Source organism: Paenibacillus sp. SZ31 (assembly GCF_012912005.1).
Taxonomy (GTDB): Bacteria; Bacillota; Bacilli; order Paenibacillales; family Paenibacillaceae; genus Paenibacillus.
Genome location: NZ_JABBEA010000003.1, coordinates 418,343 through 436,746, shown reverse-complemented (window position 1 = coordinate 436,746; position 18,404 = coordinate 418,343). Strand labels below are relative to the sequence as shown.

At 47.1% G+C, this 18,404-nt stretch carries 18 protein-coding genes; 17 read left to right on the top strand and 1 reads right to left on the bottom strand.

Annotated elements, in window-relative coordinates:
* Positions 1 to 85: 85 nt before the first annotated feature.
* Together HF638_RS09345 and HF638_RS09340 are read left to right on the top strand one after the other, a co-directional pair.
* On the top strand, positions 86 to 415 hold the full coding sequence (locus tag HF638_RS09345) for a PadR family transcriptional regulator (RefSeq protein ID WP_017691704.1): 330 nt from the start codon (positions 86 to 88) through the stop codon (positions 413 to 415).
* A gap of 6 nt (positions 416 to 421) precedes the next feature.
* Positions 422 to 1,399, top strand: coding sequence for a permease prefix domain 1-containing protein (locus tag HF638_RS09340; protein WP_169479948.1), 978 nt, complete (start codon positions 422 to 424; stop codon positions 1,397 to 1,399).
* A 70-nt stretch (positions 1,400 to 1,469) separates the two neighbouring features.
* Here HF638_RS09340 and HF638_RS09335 read toward each other — a convergent pair whose 3' ends face one another.
* Entirely contained in the window at positions 1,470 to 1,949 is a 480-nt protein-coding gene (locus HF638_RS09335) for a heme-degrading domain-containing protein (RefSeq protein ID WP_248278084.1), read from the bottom strand.
* Between the two features lie 226 nt (positions 1,950 to 2,175).
* Between HF638_RS09335 and lspA the strand changes: the two genes are divergently transcribed.
* The 15 genes from lspA to HF638_RS09260 all read left to right on the top strand — a co-directional run bounded on the left by lspA (position 2,176) and on the right by HF638_RS09260 (position 18,404).
* Positions 2,176 to 2,667 (top strand): signal peptidase II, encoded by a 492-nt coding sequence (gene lspA / locus HF638_RS09330; RefSeq protein ID WP_169479947.1) that lies wholly within the window; start codon positions 2,176 to 2,178, stop codon positions 2,665 to 2,667.
* Between the two features lie 498 nt (positions 2,668 to 3,165).
* Positions 3,166 to 4,356, top strand: a complete 1,191-nt coding sequence (locus tag HF638_RS09325; protein WP_481856148.1) for an ABC transporter substrate-binding protein — start codon at positions 3,166 to 3,168, stop codon at positions 4,354 to 4,356.
* Positions 4,357 to 4,380: 24 nt separating this feature from the next.
* On the top strand, positions 4,381 to 5,247 hold the full coding sequence (locus HF638_RS09320) for a carbohydrate ABC transporter permease (RefSeq protein ID WP_036606633.1): 867 nt from the start codon (positions 4,381 to 4,383) through the stop codon (positions 5,245 to 5,247).
* Positions 5,247 to 6,074 carry a carbohydrate ABC transporter permease gene (locus HF638_RS09315; protein WP_169479946.1) on the top strand — a complete coding sequence of 276 codons (828 nt, stop codon included), beginning with the start codon at positions 5,247 to 5,249 and terminating at the stop codon, positions 6,072 to 6,074. Before HF638_RS09320 ends, HF638_RS09315 begins: the two co-directional genes overlap by 1 nt.
* Before the next feature lie 269 nt (positions 6,075 to 6,343).
* Positions 6,344 to 7,753, top strand: coding sequence for an MATE family efflux transporter (locus tag HF638_RS09310; RefSeq protein WP_169479945.1), 1,410 nt, complete (start codon positions 6,344 to 6,346; stop codon positions 7,751 to 7,753).
* A 130-nt stretch (positions 7,754 to 7,883) separates the two neighbouring features.
* The gene (locus HF638_RS09305) at positions 7,884 to 8,780 is read left to right on the top strand and encodes a helix-turn-helix transcriptional regulator (protein ID WP_169479944.1); all 897 of its coding nucleotides are present in this window, start codon (positions 7,884 to 7,886) and stop codon (positions 8,778 to 8,780) included.
* A gap of 391 nt (positions 8,781 to 9,171) precedes the next feature.
* Positions 9,172 to 9,882, top strand: a complete 711-nt coding sequence (locus HF638_RS09300; protein WP_169479943.1) for a response regulator transcription factor — start codon at positions 9,172 to 9,174, stop codon at positions 9,880 to 9,882.
* Positions 9,879 to 11,378: a sensor histidine kinase gene (locus HF638_RS09295; RefSeq protein ID WP_169479942.1), complete on the top strand. Its 1,500-nt coding sequence runs from the start codon at positions 9,879 to 9,881 to the stop codon at positions 11,376 to 11,378. Before HF638_RS09300 ends, HF638_RS09295 begins: the two co-directional genes overlap by 4 nt.
* A gap of 75 nt (positions 11,379 to 11,453) precedes the next feature.
* Complete coding sequence (locus tag HF638_RS09290) at positions 11,454 to 12,560, top strand: TolB-like translocation protein (protein WP_169479941.1); 1,107 nt, start codon at positions 11,454 to 11,456, stop codon at positions 12,558 to 12,560.
* 239 nt (positions 12,561 to 12,799) lie between these two features.
* A complete protein-coding gene (gene trhO / locus HF638_RS09285; protein WP_169479940.1) occupies positions 12,800 to 13,687 on the top strand; it encodes an oxygen-dependent tRNA uridine(34) hydroxylase TrhO in 888 nt (295 codons plus the stop codon).
* A 12-nt stretch (positions 13,688 to 13,699) separates the two neighbouring features.
* Positions 13,700 to 14,347 carry a winged helix-turn-helix transcriptional regulator gene (locus HF638_RS09280; RefSeq protein ID WP_169479939.1) on the top strand — a complete coding sequence of 216 codons (648 nt, stop codon included), beginning with the start codon at positions 13,700 to 13,702 and terminating at the stop codon, positions 14,345 to 14,347.
* A gap of 196 nt (positions 14,348 to 14,543) precedes the next feature.
* Positions 14,544 to 15,449, top strand: coding sequence for an Rpn family recombination-promoting nuclease/putative transposase (locus HF638_RS09275; RefSeq protein ID WP_169480060.1), 906 nt, complete (start codon positions 14,544 to 14,546; stop codon positions 15,447 to 15,449).
* Positions 15,450 to 15,567: 118 nt separating this feature from the next.
* Positions 15,568 to 16,002: a phosphotransferase gene (locus HF638_RS09270; RefSeq protein WP_169479938.1), complete on the top strand. Its 435-nt coding sequence runs from the start codon at positions 15,568 to 15,570 to the stop codon at positions 16,000 to 16,002.
* Between the two features lie 341 nt (positions 16,003 to 16,343).
* Complete coding sequence (locus tag HF638_RS09265; protein ID WP_169479937.1) at positions 16,344 to 17,393, top strand: ABC transporter substrate-binding protein; 1,050 nt, start codon at positions 16,344 to 16,346, stop codon at positions 17,391 to 17,393.
* 150 nt (positions 17,394 to 17,543) lie between these two features.
* Positions 17,544 to 18,404: an ABC transporter permease gene (locus tag HF638_RS09260; protein WP_248278094.1), complete on the top strand. Its 861-nt coding sequence runs from the start codon at positions 17,544 to 17,546 to the stop codon at positions 18,402 to 18,404.

Sequence of the window (18,404 nt, the reverse complement as noted above, 5' to 3'; positions counted from 1 at the left end):
TGGAATAACTACTTCACCTGTCGTAGTAAATTGTGCTATACTTCAACTACTACGACAGATGAAGTAATGAGGAGGAGTATCTTTTGTGATCAGCAGTGACGTTATACGTGGCTACAATGATACACTGATCCTCTACATGTTGCTCGAAGGGGAGTCGTACGGCTACGAGATTTCCAAGAACATCAGGCAGCTGACAGAGGAAAAGTACGTCATGAAGGAGACGACATTATACTCGGCCTTCACCCGATTGGAGAAGAACGGTTATATTGAATCGTTTTACCTAGATGAGAATAGTTTGGGAAAGCGTCGTACCTATTACCGGATTACGCCGCCCGGCCTCGACTATTACAGAGAAAAGTGTGAGGAATGGAAGGTTACGCAGGAGGTTGTTAATCTATTTATCAGGGAGTTGTGACGGAACATGGAGACAATTATGGTGTATCTGGAGAACATGTTTGCTGGTCTACCGAAGACACCCGAGGTGGAGCATCTGAAGCAGGAGCTCCTTTCGGGGATGGAAGATAAGTACCTGGAGTTGAAGCGGGAAGGCAAGTCAGAGAATGAAGCCATCGGTATTGTAATCTCAGAATTTGGTAATATTGAGGAGCTAACTGCAGAACTCGGTATTCAACCAGTCAGTGCGGAAGAGGCAGTACCTGTGCTGACGGAAGAAGAAGCCTACGCATATACCACTGCAAAAAGAAATGCCGGATTTTGGATCGGGCTGGGTGTTTTATTGTGCGCGTCGGGTGTGGCGTTTCTGATTTTCATGGATACTTTATTTGAGAACTATGCCACTTCAGCTGCAAACCGTTCGGTGGAAACGGGGGCTGTACTGGGCCTGATCGGCATGTTCGTGCTGATTGCCATTGCGGTAGGCATGTTCATTCACAGTGGCATGAAGCTTGAACGCTTCAGTCATATGGAGAAGGGCTTCCAGCTTCCTTATACACTTAAAATGAGTATTCAGCATAGTCGGGAGAGCTTCGCTCTGACTTATCGTATAGCCATCATTACGGGTGTCTGCCTGTGCATTCTGTCTCCTGTGTTTATTTTCGCAGCCTCATCTATCAATGATAACTACGCCTCTTATGGTGTATCTGCTTTTATGGTTATGGCTGGGGTAGGAGCATTCCTGTTTGTATATTACGGTAATATTCAGGGGGCTTACACGAACTTGCTGGAGAAGCACCAGTTGACGGTAGAGAAGAAGCAAGAAGTAAAAATTGTGAGAGCCATGGAAGCGATTGTATGGCCGCTGGCGACAGCCATCTTCTTGTTCACAGGCTTTGTATATCAACGGTGGGATATCAATTGGGCCATATTCCCGATTACAGGCATTCTCTCCGGCAGCTTTAGCAATGTGTACCATATTATGAAAAGCAAAAATCCGTCCTGAGCACTGCTTTAGCTAGTAAAGCCCACTTGATCTATATTGATCAGGTGGGCTTTTTTTGGCTCCATTTAATCTAACTCTGCTGCAACAAAAACGAGCGAATGCCTGTCGTGACCAGATCATGGTCTTCCTCATCAGGCAAACCCGATACTGTAATGGTGCCGACCTGTCCCTCAGTTTCCAGAATCAGCGGGAAAGCGCCACCGGCCAGGGCATAGTCCGATGAAGGCAGATTGAAGTCTTGCTCAAGCGTTTGGTCCTCGTTTCTCAGGCGTAGAGCCGTGTGCCAAGAGCTGGACGAGAAATGATTCACTACGTTGTTCTTACGGCGAATCCAGTCTTCGTTGTCGGGATGAGTGCCTTCCATCGCATGCAAAAAGAGACGATGTCCCTTCAGGGTTATGTCGATGGTCACGGCTTGGGAACGACGCTTCGCTTCTTCGACCAGATGCAGGCCAAGGTTAAGCGCCGTTTCAGAATCAAATTTGCCAAATACCAAGTCCTTTTCTTCCTGCTGCATTTCCTTTAATTTCTCTGTCATGGTCAGGTTCAAATTACAGGCAGCCCCTTTACATATATGATTGATGTCTACATTCGACATGGATTGGTGTAGTCCCTTCTGGATGCAGTCTGAACGATGTTAGTGGACGTTATTTGCGTGGTTAAAGACCGTTCATTTGGAGACCGTACATCGGCTGTGGTAAAGTGAAGGGAAACTAATATACATAACTCTTAAAGTTAAAATAAGTTATTGCTACGTAGGCAGGAGGAGAAGCACGATGCTGTTTTATTTTGTAGCACTGCTGGTGACTTTGGTGGACCAGGGAACCAAGATTGCAGTGAGGATGTATATGGAAGTTGGCGACGTCATGAGACTGGGTAACTCGGGCATGCAGTTACAGCATTACGAGAACAGTGGAATGGCGGGCAGCATGTTTCAGGGAAATGCGCGTCTGTTTGGTGTGATTGCTGTTCTGTTCATAGCAGGCATGCTGTATTACCGGAGTAAAGGTGAGATTCGCGGTTTCTGGATGCAAGCTGGCGCGGGTTTTATGGTTGGCGGGGCGTTGGGAAATGCAATCGATCGATTTATCTATGCCCGGGTAACGGATTTCCTCGTATTTCCGTCAGGACGCGGGATTTTGAATCTCGCTGATGTCGCAATTAACATCGGTGTGGTCATGATTATCATTGGCATGTTGATTCGTGCATATCAGAGTTATCGAGCCAAGCGTTTACGCAATGCTTTGCCGAAGGTTGGGCGTTCTTAATAGGTTGGATAAAAGCGTTACAGTGGCTGAATATAAGCTTATTAAATGAGGGGCATTGGATATCATCCAGTGTCCTTTTTGTTATCCCTGATTCAGGTCATGGGAAGAACTGCCGTGATTCATTTTTACCGAAATCGTTTTAGAAATAATAAAGACGTATATCATCCATTCAGATTGAAGTCGGTTTGGAAGGATTAACCAAATGGCTATTTCACCATTTGAATGGGTAAATCTTTACGTATATAAAGTGAAACTAAGATATACACGAACACAGAGAGTGCAGAACCAATCTGAAGAAGCGTAGTGTGCGTGTTTATCACCGGATTTTCCCTTTCAGGAAGGGAATCAAAAAAAATCTGGGGATAACAACGATCGGAAGATGGTACTGCAATCGGAGTGACACCGTGTAAATCACATTAGTTCAATTTATAAAGCTGAGGGAGGTACAACATGAGAACAACGCTTACCAAGGCTCTCGGGACAATGTTGCTGTGTGGAATGATGGCTGTACTTCTATCTTCCTGTACCAGTGGGGATAGCGCGAATGGCAAAGTGCAGATTGAGTTTTTCCAGAACAAGCCTGAAGCCAAAACAACCTTTGATGAATTGATTAAGACGTTCAACGCGGAGCATGACGATATCCAGGTGACACAGGTGAATCCACCCGATGCGGAGACGGTATTAAAGACACGTGTCGTCAAAAATGATATACCGGATATTATGGCTATGGGTGCAACCGACACCTATTCTATTCTTGCCCAGAGTGATATTTTCACCGATCTGACGGATAGTTCATTACTCCAGACGATTGATCCGAACTACATACAAATGCTGAAGGATCTCACAGGCATGGACGAAGTGACAGGTATTCCTTACGCGACTAATGCAAACGGCATCATGTACAACAAAACGTTGTTTAAGGAAATGGGATTGGACGTACCCAAGACGTGGGATGAACTCATTGCGACCGCCCAAAAGATCAAGGATGCAGGTGAGGTTCCATTTTACTTCACATACAAGGATGACTGGCAGACGAGCCTGCCCTTCAATGCACTTGGCTCCAATCTGGTCGGTATTGATTTCTACCAGGAGCGGCGCGATGACAAAGTGACCTTCAAGGAGAAGTACCGCGAGGTAGCCGAGAAGCAGCTGGAACTCATGAAGTACGGTCACGGCGATAACTTTGGTAAAGCCTATTCGGACGGTAACCGTGCTTTTGCTAACGGTGAAGCCTTTATGTACATCCAGGGAACCTGGGCCATCTCGGAGATTCGCAAAGCGAACCCGAATGTTGACATCGGTTTCTTCCCATTCCCAACAGGCAACGATGCAAGCGAGATCAAGCTGGTGAACGGGATCGACTCCCTGTTTACCATTGCGGCGGACACGCCTAATCGCGAGCAGGCAGAGACGTTTATTGCGTTTCTGTTAGAGCCTGAAAATATCGGAAGATACATTGACGAGCAGACGCTGTTCTCTGCGGTCGAAGGTGTGAAGCAGGATGATCCTGCTGTACAGGAATTGATGCCATATATTGAGCAGGGTAAGGTCATTGACTTTGCCGATCACTATATTCCGGCTGCGGTGCAGCTGAATTCCATCGTACAGTCCTTTTTGCAGAACCAAAACATCGACAACTATCTAGATACACTCGACAAAGAATGGGACAAGGTTGCCAATCGGCGCTAGGCCTGGTCTGAAGGAGGATGGAATATGAACAAGCGTATCGCACCCTATTACTGGATGACGGTCCCGGCGGTAGTATTGTTCTTCGTATTTATGACGCTGCCGGCTCTCCAGGGCATCTATTACTCATTTACGAATTATAACGGATTCGGGAAAGAGTATGATTTTGTTGGCTTCAAAAACTATTTCAACTTGTTCCAGGATGATAATGTAGGCAACGCCTACTGGTTTACATTCAAATTTGCGATCGTGGTGACGATCCTGACCAATATCCTGAGCTTACTCATTGCACTCGGGCTGAATGCCAAGATCAAGTTCCGTAACTTCTTCCGCGGCATCTACTTCCTGCCCAATATTCTGAGCGTACTGATCGTAGGTTACATATTTAACTACCTGTTCTCCAACGTATTCCCGATCTGGGGACAAAATCTGGGCATCAATGCGCTATCCACCAACATTCTCGGTAGCGAAAGTCTGGCTTGGATCGGTATCGTCATTGTTGCCGTATGGCAATCGGTGGCCCTGAATACGATTCTGTATTTGGCTGGTCTGCAAACGATACCAACGACACTGTACGAGGCATCCAATCTCGACGGTGCAGGCAAATGGCGTGAATTCTGGAGCATTACTTTCCCGCTGATTGCACCTTTCTTCACCATTAATATGGTGCTGGCGATGAAAAATTCACTTATGGTCTTCGACCAAATCGTAGCCTTGACCAACGGTGGTCCCGGACGGGCGACGCAATCCATCTCCCATCTGATCTACACCGGCGGATTTGAAGGCGGCGAATATGCATATCAATCTGCGAACTCGGTTATTTACTTCATCGTTATTGCGGTGATTTCAATTCTGCAAATCCGGTTCCTGCAAAGAAGGGAGATGGATCTGTAATGAGAAGCCGTACACGAATCAATTGGCTCGTTATGCTGCTCGTTGTGCTGGGTACCCTGTTTATCCTGTTCCCATTGTATATGACCGTTACGATTGCTTTGAAAAATCCGGAACAGATGGCCCAATCGGTCTTCGCCATTCCGACAACGCTTCACTGGGAGAATTTCGCGAGGGCTATCGACATGACGAACTTCTTCCAATCCTTCCGTAACAGTGCGATCGTTACCGCATCCACCGTGCTTTTGACGTTGCTCAGTAACTCGATGGTGGCCTATGCCATTGCGCGGAATATGCAGAAACGCAAGTTTTTCAAAGGACTCTATTATTACTTCGTCAGCGCGATGTTCATTCCGTTCCCGATCATCATGCTGCCGATTGTTAAGCTGACCGCATCGCTGGAGATGACAAATCTGGTAGGTCTGATCCTGCTTCACACGGTTTATGGCCTGGCATTCAACGTATTTGTATACGTTGGCTACATCCGGTCCATTCCGGTAGCACTGGAGGAAGCGGCGTTTGTGGACGGGGCGACAACCTGGGGCACGTTCTGGAAAATCATTTTCCCGCTCATGGCACCCATCAGTGCCACAGTTGGTATTCTGACCTGTCTGTCCACGTACAACGACTTCTTGCTGCCACTCATTATTATCAGTGATCCGGGACAATACACGCTGCCGCTGGTACAGTATGTATTCCAAGGACAGTTCAATACTGAATTTAACCTTGCGTTTGCATCCTACCTGCTCGCGTTGCTTCCGATGATTATCATCTACCTGTTTGCACAGAAATGGATCATCAACGGGGTTACACAAGGTTCTGTGAAATAAAATAGAGCACGCATGGCGGAACATTCATCATGAAATACAACCATGAATTAACTCCAAACCGAAGTCTGGGCGAATATCGTCCAGGCTTTTTCATGCTTTTCCAATCATTTTCAATATTTTTGAAAAAAATAAAAATATTTTCGTAAAAGCAGATGCTTTTTCAGAAAGACTGTGCTACTATACCCTTTGTTTACATTTTGAAACAATTAGTTACGATGTCGGAAATCATAGAGCAATATCCATTTTACGGAGTTTAAAGAGGTGACATCATGAGTGCAGCCGTTACAGAGACCGGGACACAACAACAGGGCAAACAGCTTAATTTGTTCACACTGACCTGGCCGATTTTTCTGGAAGTATTTCTATTTATGTTGATGGGTACAGTCGATACGCTGATGATCAGTTCCGTATCAGACAATGCCGTGGCGGGAATCGGGGCGTCGAATCAGATTATTTCAATTGCCATACTGCTGTTGGAGGTCGTTGGTAACGGGGCAGCGATTGTGGTCGCCCAATATATCGGATCGAAGAAGCTGTATGAAGCAGCCAAAATCACAGGTATGGCGATTACGCTCAACCTTGTGGTGGGGCTATTGCTCAGTGGAGCATTCCTGGTGTTTGGCGGATTTTTATTGGAGAAAATGAATGTGCAGGGCGAAATTCTCGTCTATGCCAAATCGTATATGCACATCGTTGGTGGAGCCATTTTCCTTCAGGCGCTAATCAACTCACTGGCTGCGATCATTCGTACGCATGGATTCACAAAAGAGACGATGTACGTCTCCGTATTTATGAACGTGCTTCACGTTGGTTTAAACTACATTTTGATCTTTGGTCACTTCGGCATGCCAGCTCTTGGTGTAGAGGGTGCAGCCATCTCGACGATTGTAAGTCGTTTTGTCTGCCTGTTAATCTTCTTCTGGCTGATGTATCGCGTGACGGAAGTGCGAGTAGAACTCAAATTCTATCTGCAATTTACGAAAAATTATGTCATGAAGATTCTGAAGATTGGTGTACCATCCGCAGTGGAACAGATCATGTACCACTCATGCCAGCTCGTCTTTTTCTTCTATGCTACATTCCTGGGCGCTGAAGCGCTGGCTTCTCGCCAGTACGCAACCAACATCTCATCCTATATCTATCTGTTCAGTCTTGCGATTGGGATGGGAACGGCAATTATGGTTGGACGTCTCGTTGGTGCGAAGCAGCAGGAAACGGCCTATCACCGGGTCTGGAAAAGTGTGAAATGGGCCATGATCGTAACCATTGCCGTCGATCTGGTGGTCATTGCATTCCGCGTACCACTGGTGAGTCTGTTCACGGATAATCCGGAAGTCATTCGCATTGCTGCGCAGGTTATTCTGCTGAGTATTGTACTGGAGACCGGACGTACCACCAATATTGTCATCATCAACTCGCTGCGTGCAGCGGGGGATGCCAAGTTCCCGGTGTACATGGGGCTGATCTCCATGGTCTGCCTGAGTCTGCCACTGGGCTACCTGTTTGTATTCCAGCTGAATATGGGGCTGGCGGGCATCTGGCTCGCCATTGCAGCGGATGAATGGACACGTGCCTTCATCATGTACTTCCGCTGGAAGAGCCGGGCTTGGGAGAAACATGCGCTTGTGGATCATGACGAAGAGGATCATGGTATAGCGCAACCTGTGCCTGCGGTATAAATGAAATAGTGAAGATACGAAAAACCGATTAAGGGTTCGAGCCCTTGATCGGTTTTTTTTAGCAGAAATGATCAAAACGGAGATAACTCATTCACGTATAGTAAGGATATGGAAGGGGGATTTACCTCAGTTGAGCCGTTACCGTGAAATGATTCAGCATAGTTTGTTCTATATTGAGACTCATCTGCATGAGCAGATTGGGCTGGAAGAAGTGGCATCCGAGGCATTGTTATCGCCGTATCACTACCACCGTGTTTTTCGTAATGAGGTGGGCATGACCGTGGTGGATTATATCCGGAACCGACGGATGAGTCTGGCGTCCACGAGCTTGCGATCGACGGATGCAGGCATTTTGGACATCGCCCTGGCATGTGGTTTTGAGAGTCAGGAAGCCTTCACCCGCGCATTCCGCAAATTATATGGCATACCACCAGGACGTTTTCGCAAACTGTTCGATCTGAAATTATTCGCAGGAAGAACCAGAGGAGGAGAATTACAGATGAATCAACCGTCAACGATTACAGGTTGGATGTTAACCGGGAGTCATCCGCAAAATTATGAGATGGGCATCGATCCTGCCGAAGTGCATCAGGGGAAAGCTTCAGGATATTTGAAAGCAGTTACGCCAATGGAGCCTAACGAGTTCGCAACGATGATGCAACAGTTCAGAGCGGACAAGTATGTGGGTAAGCGGATGAAGTTATCGGGATTCGTGAAGACCGAGCGTGTGGACGCGTTCTGCGGATTATGGATGCGGGTGGATAATAACGTGCATGATGTGCTTCAGTTCGATAACATGCACGATCGGCCTATTACGGGTACGCAGCCATGGAACCAGTATAGTATTGTGCTTGATGTGCCGGAAGGCAGCGCGGTCATTTCATTCGGGGTTATTTTGAACGGCAAAGGAAAAGTGTGGGTCGACAGCTTCCGCTTCGAGGAGGTTGATCTGAACACACCGCTGACGCACATGGAGACAGAGTATGAGATGTCGGACGAGCCGCTCAATCTGTCATTTGAGGAGTAGATGCAGAGGAGATCAAAAACGGTTGCCAATACAGCATTATGAATTAGGAATCTACAGACCAAGGGCTAATCCAAATCACGGGTTGGCTCTTTTTGTTGCCTTTGGGGTATAAAGAAAGTAGAGCAACGTCCAAGCTGAGAGGACATGAGCTTCTCATACAAATTGATAACTCATCCATAGCCAATTAACATAGACCTTGCTAACATAAATAAAAAGAACTGAATATTTACACGAAAACAAAGAGTGCAGAACCAGTCTGAAGAAACAAAGTTCAAAGCTTTCTGTCAGAAAGCTACTTCGGAAGCATATGCTACGCCCTTTATCAACTAACAGCGATCAGAAGACGGTACTGCACTTGAAGTTATCTCGTGTAACGTAGAGGATGAATCCTATGAATAAAAGAGTGCTCGTGGTAGATGACGAATCAAGCATCGTCAGTGCCATTGCTTACGCGCTGCGGCGCGAAGGATATGAAGTAGAGACTGCGAGTGACGGTGAAGAGGCCTTGGTCAAGGTCGCATCGTTTCACCCACAGGTCATGATTCTGGACGTGATGATGCCAAGGCTTGATGGATACGGCGTATGCCGCAGGCTGGAGGACCGGGAGGATATCGGCATTATTTTGCTGACCGTCAAAAATGATATCGTAGACAAAATCGTTGGCTTGGAAATGGGCGCCGATGATTACATGACCAAACCATTCGAGATCCGCGAACTGCTCGCAAGGGTAAAAGCATTGATGCGCCGTGTCGAGAAAAGCAGTCCACCACCTGACGATTCGAAGAATCAGGCCATTGTAAATGGCACACTGCGTATCCATGTCGCTCACCGCACGGTGACCGTAAATGAAGAGAAGCTGGAACTGACACCGAAGGAGTTTGACCTACTGACGATTCTTATGTCCAATCCCGAGCGTGTGTACACACGAGACGATCTGCTGGATCGGGTGTGGGGCATGGAATATGCAGGTGGCACACGGACCGTGGACATTCACATCCAGCGTTTGCGTAAAAAAATTGGAGATACGGATCAGCAAAAATTGCAGACGGTATACGGGATTGGCTACAAAGCCGCTGCGCCTGAAACGGGCGGGGCGGTATGAGAGTCAGCATCAAGCTGAAATTCAGTGTTTTTCTGGCGGCATTACTTATCCTGACCGTGGTGGTGCTCAGTTCACTGGTACTACGCGGTATTGAACGCAATCAGCAGTCACAGATCGAGGGAATTCTATCGCAGCAGACACGTCTGGTGAATTTGAATGTGAGACAGGCCTACTATACAGAGTCCGTTCATCTCGAACAGGACGTTTTTTTACAACAAAACGGCCGTAGGCTTGCACAGGAACTGGCCAACTCTACCGGATTGCCGATAGCGCTCTATGATATGAAAGGCCAGCAAGTCGGTTCATCGATCAGCTCTGGGGAGAGTGCGATTGTTCAGGATACGCTCAACTATGCATTGCAAAATAAAATTGCCTACCATGAGCAAGGGGATACCTTGCTTTATGCTGCACCGTTGGATGGACCCGATGGACAGATGGGTGCCGTATGGATGCAGTATCCAGTCCAGAGCTATCATGAATTCTATGCCCGTATCCTTCAACTGTTCATATGGGCGGGCATTGCCGTTGTTGCGCTTAGCTTCATTCTGGGGTACCTGTTCTACAATCGATTTGCTGTCGCCATTACCCGGCTGAAGAAGTCCGCAGATTCCATTCGCGAAGGGCACTACATTACGGAGTCTCCTTTAAAGCGCAAGGATGAGTTGGGGGAGCTAGGGCAGGGCATCTATTATATGAGTACATCGATCCAACAAAATATCACAGCCATGCATGCGGAGCAGCAGAAGCTTCAACTCGCGATTGAGAAGCTTCAGGCGCTGGAGCAGCAGCAGAAACAATATATCGGCAATATCAGCCATGAGTTCAAAACGCCGCTGACGTCGATCAAAGCTTATGTGGAGCTGCTCGACATGTATAAGGATGATCCGCAACTGCTTGATGATGCCACGAGTAACATTGGCAAAGAAACGGAGCGGCTGTACGAGATGGTCGAGAAAGTCTTACATTTATCTGCTCTGGAGAAGTATGACTTCGAGAACCAGGCCGAAGATGTAGAGGTCAGCGCTCTGCTGAAGGATGCCTGTGGCCGGATGCGGGGGAAAGCCGAGAAATTTGGGCTGAACATGGAACTGGATCTTGAACCGGCGGTGATCCGCAGTGATCGGGAGAGTCTTATGCATATTTTCATCAACATGCTGGATAATGCCATCAAGTATAACGTCCCGGATGGTGTGATCCGGGTGAAGAACGAACTGCGGATGCAGGAGAGTCAAGCGGTCATTCGCATCTATAACTCGGGTACGCTGATCCCAGTAGAGGCGCGGGAGAAGATTTTTGAACCCTTTTACACCGTGAACAAAGACAGGGCCAGAAAAACCGGCGGAACCGGACTGGGGCTATCTCTCGTGAAGCAGTTTGTTGAAAAACAGGGCGGTACAATCACCTTGTTACCAAGCAATCCGGGCGATTCAGAGGATAGGGAAGGTGTAACATTCCAACTCGTATTTCCTTTGGCAGATGCAAGTTTACAAGTTTGAAACAAGTCTGAATAACTTTGGAAGTATGCGCTGTGTATGCTTGGTCTATAGCAAGAGAAACCAGGGGGGACCATCATGAATTGGAAACAAGCAGCTTTGGGCACGTTCGGGGCGATCGCCCTGTTAACGACAGCAGCATGCGGGGGGACAACGGAGCCGGGGGGCAACGCACAAGGTGGGAAAACGGGCACCGATATTACGGTGAAAGATAACACCAACACGTCCGTGTACCAGAGCTTCAAGCTGGAGAAAATTGATAAACTGCCGAATATGCGCGGGATTGCATGGCTAAGTGACGACTGGATTGTATCCGACAAGGAGAACAAGTCCCTGAAACCCGTCACGGTTGAAGGCCAGGAAAGATACGCGCATAATTTATATATGTATGATCTGACGAAAGGCACAGACACGCCGCTCAAAGAAGGTGAAGCGAGTCTGGGTGCACCGCTAGTGTCACCGGATGGTCAGTACTTATTCTATCGGGAGCCGGAGGAAAATACGGGCAAAGGCTACTTCCTGAACCTGCATAATGGGGAGACAACCCCTGCTGGCAAGGAGGATGGGTTTATCCAAGAGGGCGCATGGCTGGATAATGAACATGTTGTTTTTCCCAATATGAAGGGTGATCTGATCTCGGCAAGTGTGGATGGCACAACGAAAGTGCTGGTGGAGACAGGTAATTTCAATGTACGGAGTATCGAGGTTTCAAACGGAACGCTCTATTATATTACGGGCGAGGACGGCCAGTTGAATGCATACGATGCGAAGACGGGTGAAGTGAGACAGGTGTTGAAAAGTGTGGAGTGGGTCATCCCATCTAATGATGGAACAAGGCTTGCGATTGTGAAAAGAACGGCTGATACCAAACGGGCGCTGGTGCTCACCGACTTGGAAGGCAATGAGAAGGCCACGCTCGCCAGAGGCACACAGATTTTCGGCACAAGCTGGTCAGGTGATGATTCCAAGATTGCGTATACGATTAATTCCGAGAATGATAATGAGAAAGGACTGTTCGTCTCCAATACGGAGTCGGCAGAACAGTTCCAGATCTCGGCGGATATGGACAACGCTTCTGACCCACTCGCCTGGAGCCCGGAAGGCAATAAAATCCTGGTATCACAGGCGATATTGGAGAATGAATCGTATCACTTTGTAACCTCGGTCATTACGATCTCGGAGTAAGGTGATTGTTGCGGACAGATATGTTCCATATCTTTCATGCCTTTCTATACATTTATATTGACTAAGCTATTCCGCTTCCGATAAACTAGAATGCAGGAATAAAAGTCGAATGTCAGGCAGCAGTTCGAGACGATGTTTCGGGCGGCTGTTTATTTTCTTTTTAACAGTAAGGGTGCAACGTAGTCGTCTTGCCGGATGATCCGGCTAATAACAACATGGAATAGGAACAGGTGATATACATGTGTAACAGCGCGTACCGCGTGCTTTTATATTATAAGTTCGTGAAGATTGAAGACCCTGAGACGTTTACACAAGAGCATCTGCAATATTGTAAGGACCTTGGTGTGAAAGGCCGTATTCTGATCGCATCCGAAGGTATTAACGGTACGGTATCCGGAACGCCTGAACAGACGGAACAGTACATGAAAGATATGCTGGCTAATCCGCTCTTCAGTGATATGGTGTTCAAGATTGATGATGTGGAAGAGCATGCGTTCAAAAAAATCTTTGTTCGTCACAAAGCAGAGCTGGTTACGTTCCGCGTGGACGAAGATCTTGATCCGAATGTGACTAGCGGCAAACGCCTCTCGCCGAAAGAGTTCCATGAGCATTTGCAACGTGATGACGTGATCGTTATCGATGGTCGCAATGATTATGAATACGAAATTGGTCACTTCCGCGGGGCTATTCGTCCAGATGTTGAGTCATTCCGTGAGTTTCCAGAGTGGATTCGGGAGAACCTGGGTGACATGAAGGACAAAACGATTATTACCTATTGCACTGGCGGCATTCGCTGCGAGAAGCTGACGGGGTTCATGATCAATGAAGGATTCCAGGACGTGGCTCAATTGGACGGCGGTATTGTCACGTACGGTAAAGATCCGGAAGTACAAGGCCATCTGTTCGATGGTAAATGTTACGTGTTTGACGAGCGCATCTCTGTACCGATCAACCGGACAGAAGAGGATATCGTCATTGCCAGCTGTTATCACTGTGGAACGACACATGACCGATATATTAATTGTCCAACCTGCAACCTGCAGCATGTAAGCTGTGAGGATTGCGAAGAGACGCATAACCGCTTTTGCTCGGATGCCTGCCGGGAGGCAGCACCGGTACACGCATAAGCAGGAGAGCAGGTGCTGATCGTGAAGCGCGAAGAGGAACGAACGACGCGTGAACGGATTTTGTTCATGCTGAAGCAGAATGGTACATTGACCGCGAGGGAAATGACAGCTGATCTGGGTCTGACCGGCATGGCCATTCGCCGTCATCTGACGGCACTGGAGCAGGATGGCTGGATCGAGGTTCGGGAGGCCCGGGCTACGGCCGGACGTCCGTCCTCGGTGTACCAACTGACGGTACGCGGGGACAGCTTTTTTCCAAAATCATATTCGTCCCTTACGTTGGAACTGCTTGAAGAATTGTCTGACACAGCCGGGAGCGGTGTAGTAGATGCGTTGTTCGAGAGTCGCCGGGATAAACTGCTTCGCAGCGGGCTGCCACAGATGGAGGGCCAGGATCTGGCCGGACGGGTGGAGGAACTCGCGCGAATCCAGAATGCCAATGGATATATGGCGGATGCGTCCAGAGAAGAAGATGGAACCTACGTCATTACGGAAATGAACTGCCCGATTGTACAAGTCGCGAGTGTATACAAACAGGCTTGCCGCTGTGAACTCGATCTGTTCCGCTCGCTGCTTCAAGCTGAGGTGGAGCGTACCGAGTGTTACGCCGATGGCGGCAAAAGGTGCAAGTATGAGATTCGCGAAGCGTCGGGGAATTAACTGGTTTATACAGAAGAGATTGTTTCGATTCGTCGAGATAGTCTCTTTTTTTGATAATGGATTACGTATAAACGCTATTTTCGTATGGCGATGCGTGATATAATAGAGCTAACATCGAGTGCATGTTCGCATCCTTATGTTTGCTGAAATTTCAGCAGATATATCCTGTTCATTTTGTGCGTAGGAGTGAATAATGATGACAGAGTTGCTTGATCCCAAGAACGATTATGTGTTCAAACGAATCTTTGGAAGTGAAGAGAATAAGGATGTTCTTCTGGCTTTTCTGAATCACACCTTCAAAAATGCAGGTGAATCCTTACTGACCGAGATTGTGTTAGTCAACCCTTATCTGGACAAAGATACCCCGAGAGATAAACAGTCCATTCTGGACATACGGGCCAAAACAGATCAAGGTGAGCTAATTAATGTTGAAATGCAGTTGTTTAATCAGTATGATTTAGAGAAGAGGACTTTGTTCTATTGGGGTAAACAATACTCCGGACAATTACTTGAAGGACAGAGATATAGCCAACTCAAAAAATGCGTTGCGATCAACATTGTTAATTTCAAAATACTCGCTAATGACCAGTATCACAACGTATTTCATTTAAGAGAAGACCATACTGATATTCCGTTGACGGATGTTATAGAGATTCACTTTATGGAAATACCAAAGCTGAATGATGAAAATATTCAAATGAAGGATGGATTGGTGCGTTGGCTGTTATTTCTGAAAGGAATGACTAGATCAAGCTGGGAGGCGTTAATGATGCACGAACCCGAACCGGCTTTAAAAAAAGCCATGAGTGTATTAGAGTTTCTGAGCCAGGATGAGCAAGCGCGTCAACGATATATCGACCGTCAGAAATTTCTATGGGACGAAGCTTCCATGATTGAGGGAGCACGAGAAGAGGGTCTCAAGAAAGGCATGGAGGAAGGAATTCAAAAAGGAATCGAAGAAGGCATCAAAGAGGGTGAAGCTGAGAGCAAGCGGAAAATCGCAATGAATATGCTCACTTTAGGTCTTGATCAGGCTACTATTATTAAAGCTACCGGGCTAACACCATCTGAATTAGAAGAGCTGCAAAAAGAAAAGGAATAAAGCACTCTGGAGCTATCCATTGATCGCTAGAAGGTGACCTTTACCCAAAGTATATTGGGAAGGTTGCCTCTTTTTTTAAAAAATTTAAATATGAAATTCTCATGTTGAAGCACAATACTTGTCTGAAGCGGAGAAAGCTGCTGTGATTGCCCAATTGGATCGATTACCGATGAAGCAGCAACTATGTCACGGTGATCCGAATCCAGGTAACATACTGATCAGGGACAATGATGCCATTATTATTGACTGGAACAATGCTTCTACCGGAAATCCCGAAGCCGACTTGGCCGAATACATTATTATGATTCGATACGCCATACTGCCCCCGCATCTGCCACATGAAGCGACGGTTGTTCTCGATGCTACCAGAGAGGCCAATATTCGCATCTTTATGGAGGAGTATGAGAAGTTGTCCGGTATTGGTTATGCAGATGTTGAATCCTCGATTGCGCCTGTTGCAGCACGCAAACTGATTGCAGATGCCATATCCGATGTGGAGAAAAAAATGCTTATGGACGAGATTAGAAAAAGACTCCATACTCCCTATTTATAAGTAGAACCTTACGTTATAGCTGTACTAATGGCGACCATCTACGGAACATTGTGGGTGTTTTTTTTACTTTATGTAATGTTTTCTATCACCATCATACAATGAAAGTAAATTGGAAGCGGTTCAACCATTGACGGAAATCAGGTCGCCCCTTAATATTAGGGAAACACAAAAACACCAACACGGGTCATGGACTTCAGTCGCATGAGAAAAGTCTATATTTGTCTGCTTTTGTCGGTAAAAGCAACAATGCGTTGAAGCGTTCGTTTTGTCCCGCCCTATCGTGTCACTTGGATAGCGATAAGGGTAACCACATTTTATAAGATGGAGAGGGGTTCTCACACATGAAAAAGAAATTCTGGATGTCACTGATGATGGTTGCTTCAATGATCGTTGCGGCAGGTTGCGGAAATAACAGCGGTACAGGTTCGGAATCCGAAGGATCGGGAAGTACAACAGGTGGAGGCAGCGAGGAAAAATCATACCAGATTGCCATCTCCCAGATTGTTGAACATCCATCCCTGGATGCTACACGCGAAGGATTTATTGCAGCCTTGAAGGATGCGGGCATTGAAGAGAACAAGAACCTCAAAATTGATTACAATAATGCGCAAGGTGATTCGACGAATAACTTGTCCATTGCACAGAAAATCTCGGGTGATTCCAAAAATGACCTCGTACTTGGAATTGCAACACCATCTGCGCTGGCTTTGGCTCAACAAGTGAAGGACAAGCCATTGCTGTTCGCAGCGGTAACAGACCCACTGGGTGCCAAACTGGTGACTGACATGGACAAGCCAGGCGGCAACATTACAGGTGCATCGGACACGAACCCGGAGGCGATCGTACAATTGGCTGACTTTATCGCCAAAAATCTGCCGGATGTGAAAACGGTAGGTCTGGTGATTAACGAAGGCGAACCGAATGCGGTGGTTATGGCAGATAACGCTGAAAAGGCACTAGCAACACATAATATCAAGCTGGTGAAAGCACCAGTTACGAATACATCTGAAGTAAAACAGGCAACGGATTCCCTCGTTGGCAAAGTAGACGCCTTTTACATTACGCTTGATAACTCTGTCGTGAGTGCGGTCGATACGATTATTCAAACGGCGAACAACAACAAAATTCCGTTCTTCTCCAGTGATCGAGATACTGTTGAAAAAGGAGCTTTCGCAACCGTTGGTTTCAAATATTATGACCATGGATATCAGGTTGGGGAGATGGCTGCGGACATTCTGAAAAACGGTACGAAACCTGGTGATATGAAAGTCACCGTTCCGGACAAGCTGGATCTGATCCTGAACCTGAAAGCGGCTGAAGCCCAAGGTATCACGGTTACGGATGAGATGAAGACGGCAGTGCAAGACCAGGACAACAACATTATTCAATAATCTGACCGGACAATAATCTGGCAGGATGGATGCGAGGCGGACATGCAACGGGTTCGCCTCATTCTTTTCGATAGACAGGGAGGAAGTAGCGTGAGTATAAGCTGGAATTCAATTGAAGGAGCAATCGAGCTGGGGCTTTTATATGCACTGATGGCACTTGGTGTGTATATTACGTTCCGCATACTCGATTTTCCTGACCTTACCGTAGACGGAAGTTTTACAACAGGAGGCGCAATCGCGGCGGTGATGATCTCCAATGACTTCTCTCCTTGGCTCGCCTGTTTGGCGGCAATGGCTGGCGGCATGGTGGCCGGAGCTTGTACAGGTCTGCTTCATACCAAAGGCAAAATCAACGGATTGTTATCCGGGATTTTGATGATGATTGCGCTCTACTCCATTAATATGCGTATTCTTGGCGCGCCGAATAAATCCATTATGGGCATGGATAATCCATTCTCGGGTGAGCATGTCATGGTGCTTATTATTATCGTCGTGCTGGTGTTTAAAATTATGCTCGATCTGTTCATGAAAACAGATGTTGGACTTGCGCTCCGTGCGACAGGTGATAACAAACGCATGATTCGCAGCTTTGGTGCGAATACGGATGTGACTACGATTGTAGGTGTCAGTTTATCCAATGGATTGGTTGCCCTGTCTGGTGCATTTATTGCCCAGCAATCAGGCTTTGCGGACATTACGATGGGCATTGGTATGATTGTCATTGGACTGGCTTCGGTGATTATCGGTGAAGCCATCCTTGGTGCAAGAACGGTATTTTGGGCTACACTCGCAGCAATCGTTGGTTCGATCATTTACCGGATTGTGGTCGCGCTTGCTCTACAGGTTGAATGGTTTGATACATCTGATCTGAAGTTGATCACCGCAGTGATCGTCATTATCGCCCTTGTATTCCCAACGATGCAGCGCTCCATGAAGCAGCGAAGTCTGGCTCGCAAACGAACGGAAGAGTTGATGCGATCCGGGGGTCAGCAGACGAAGGGAGGTATGTGA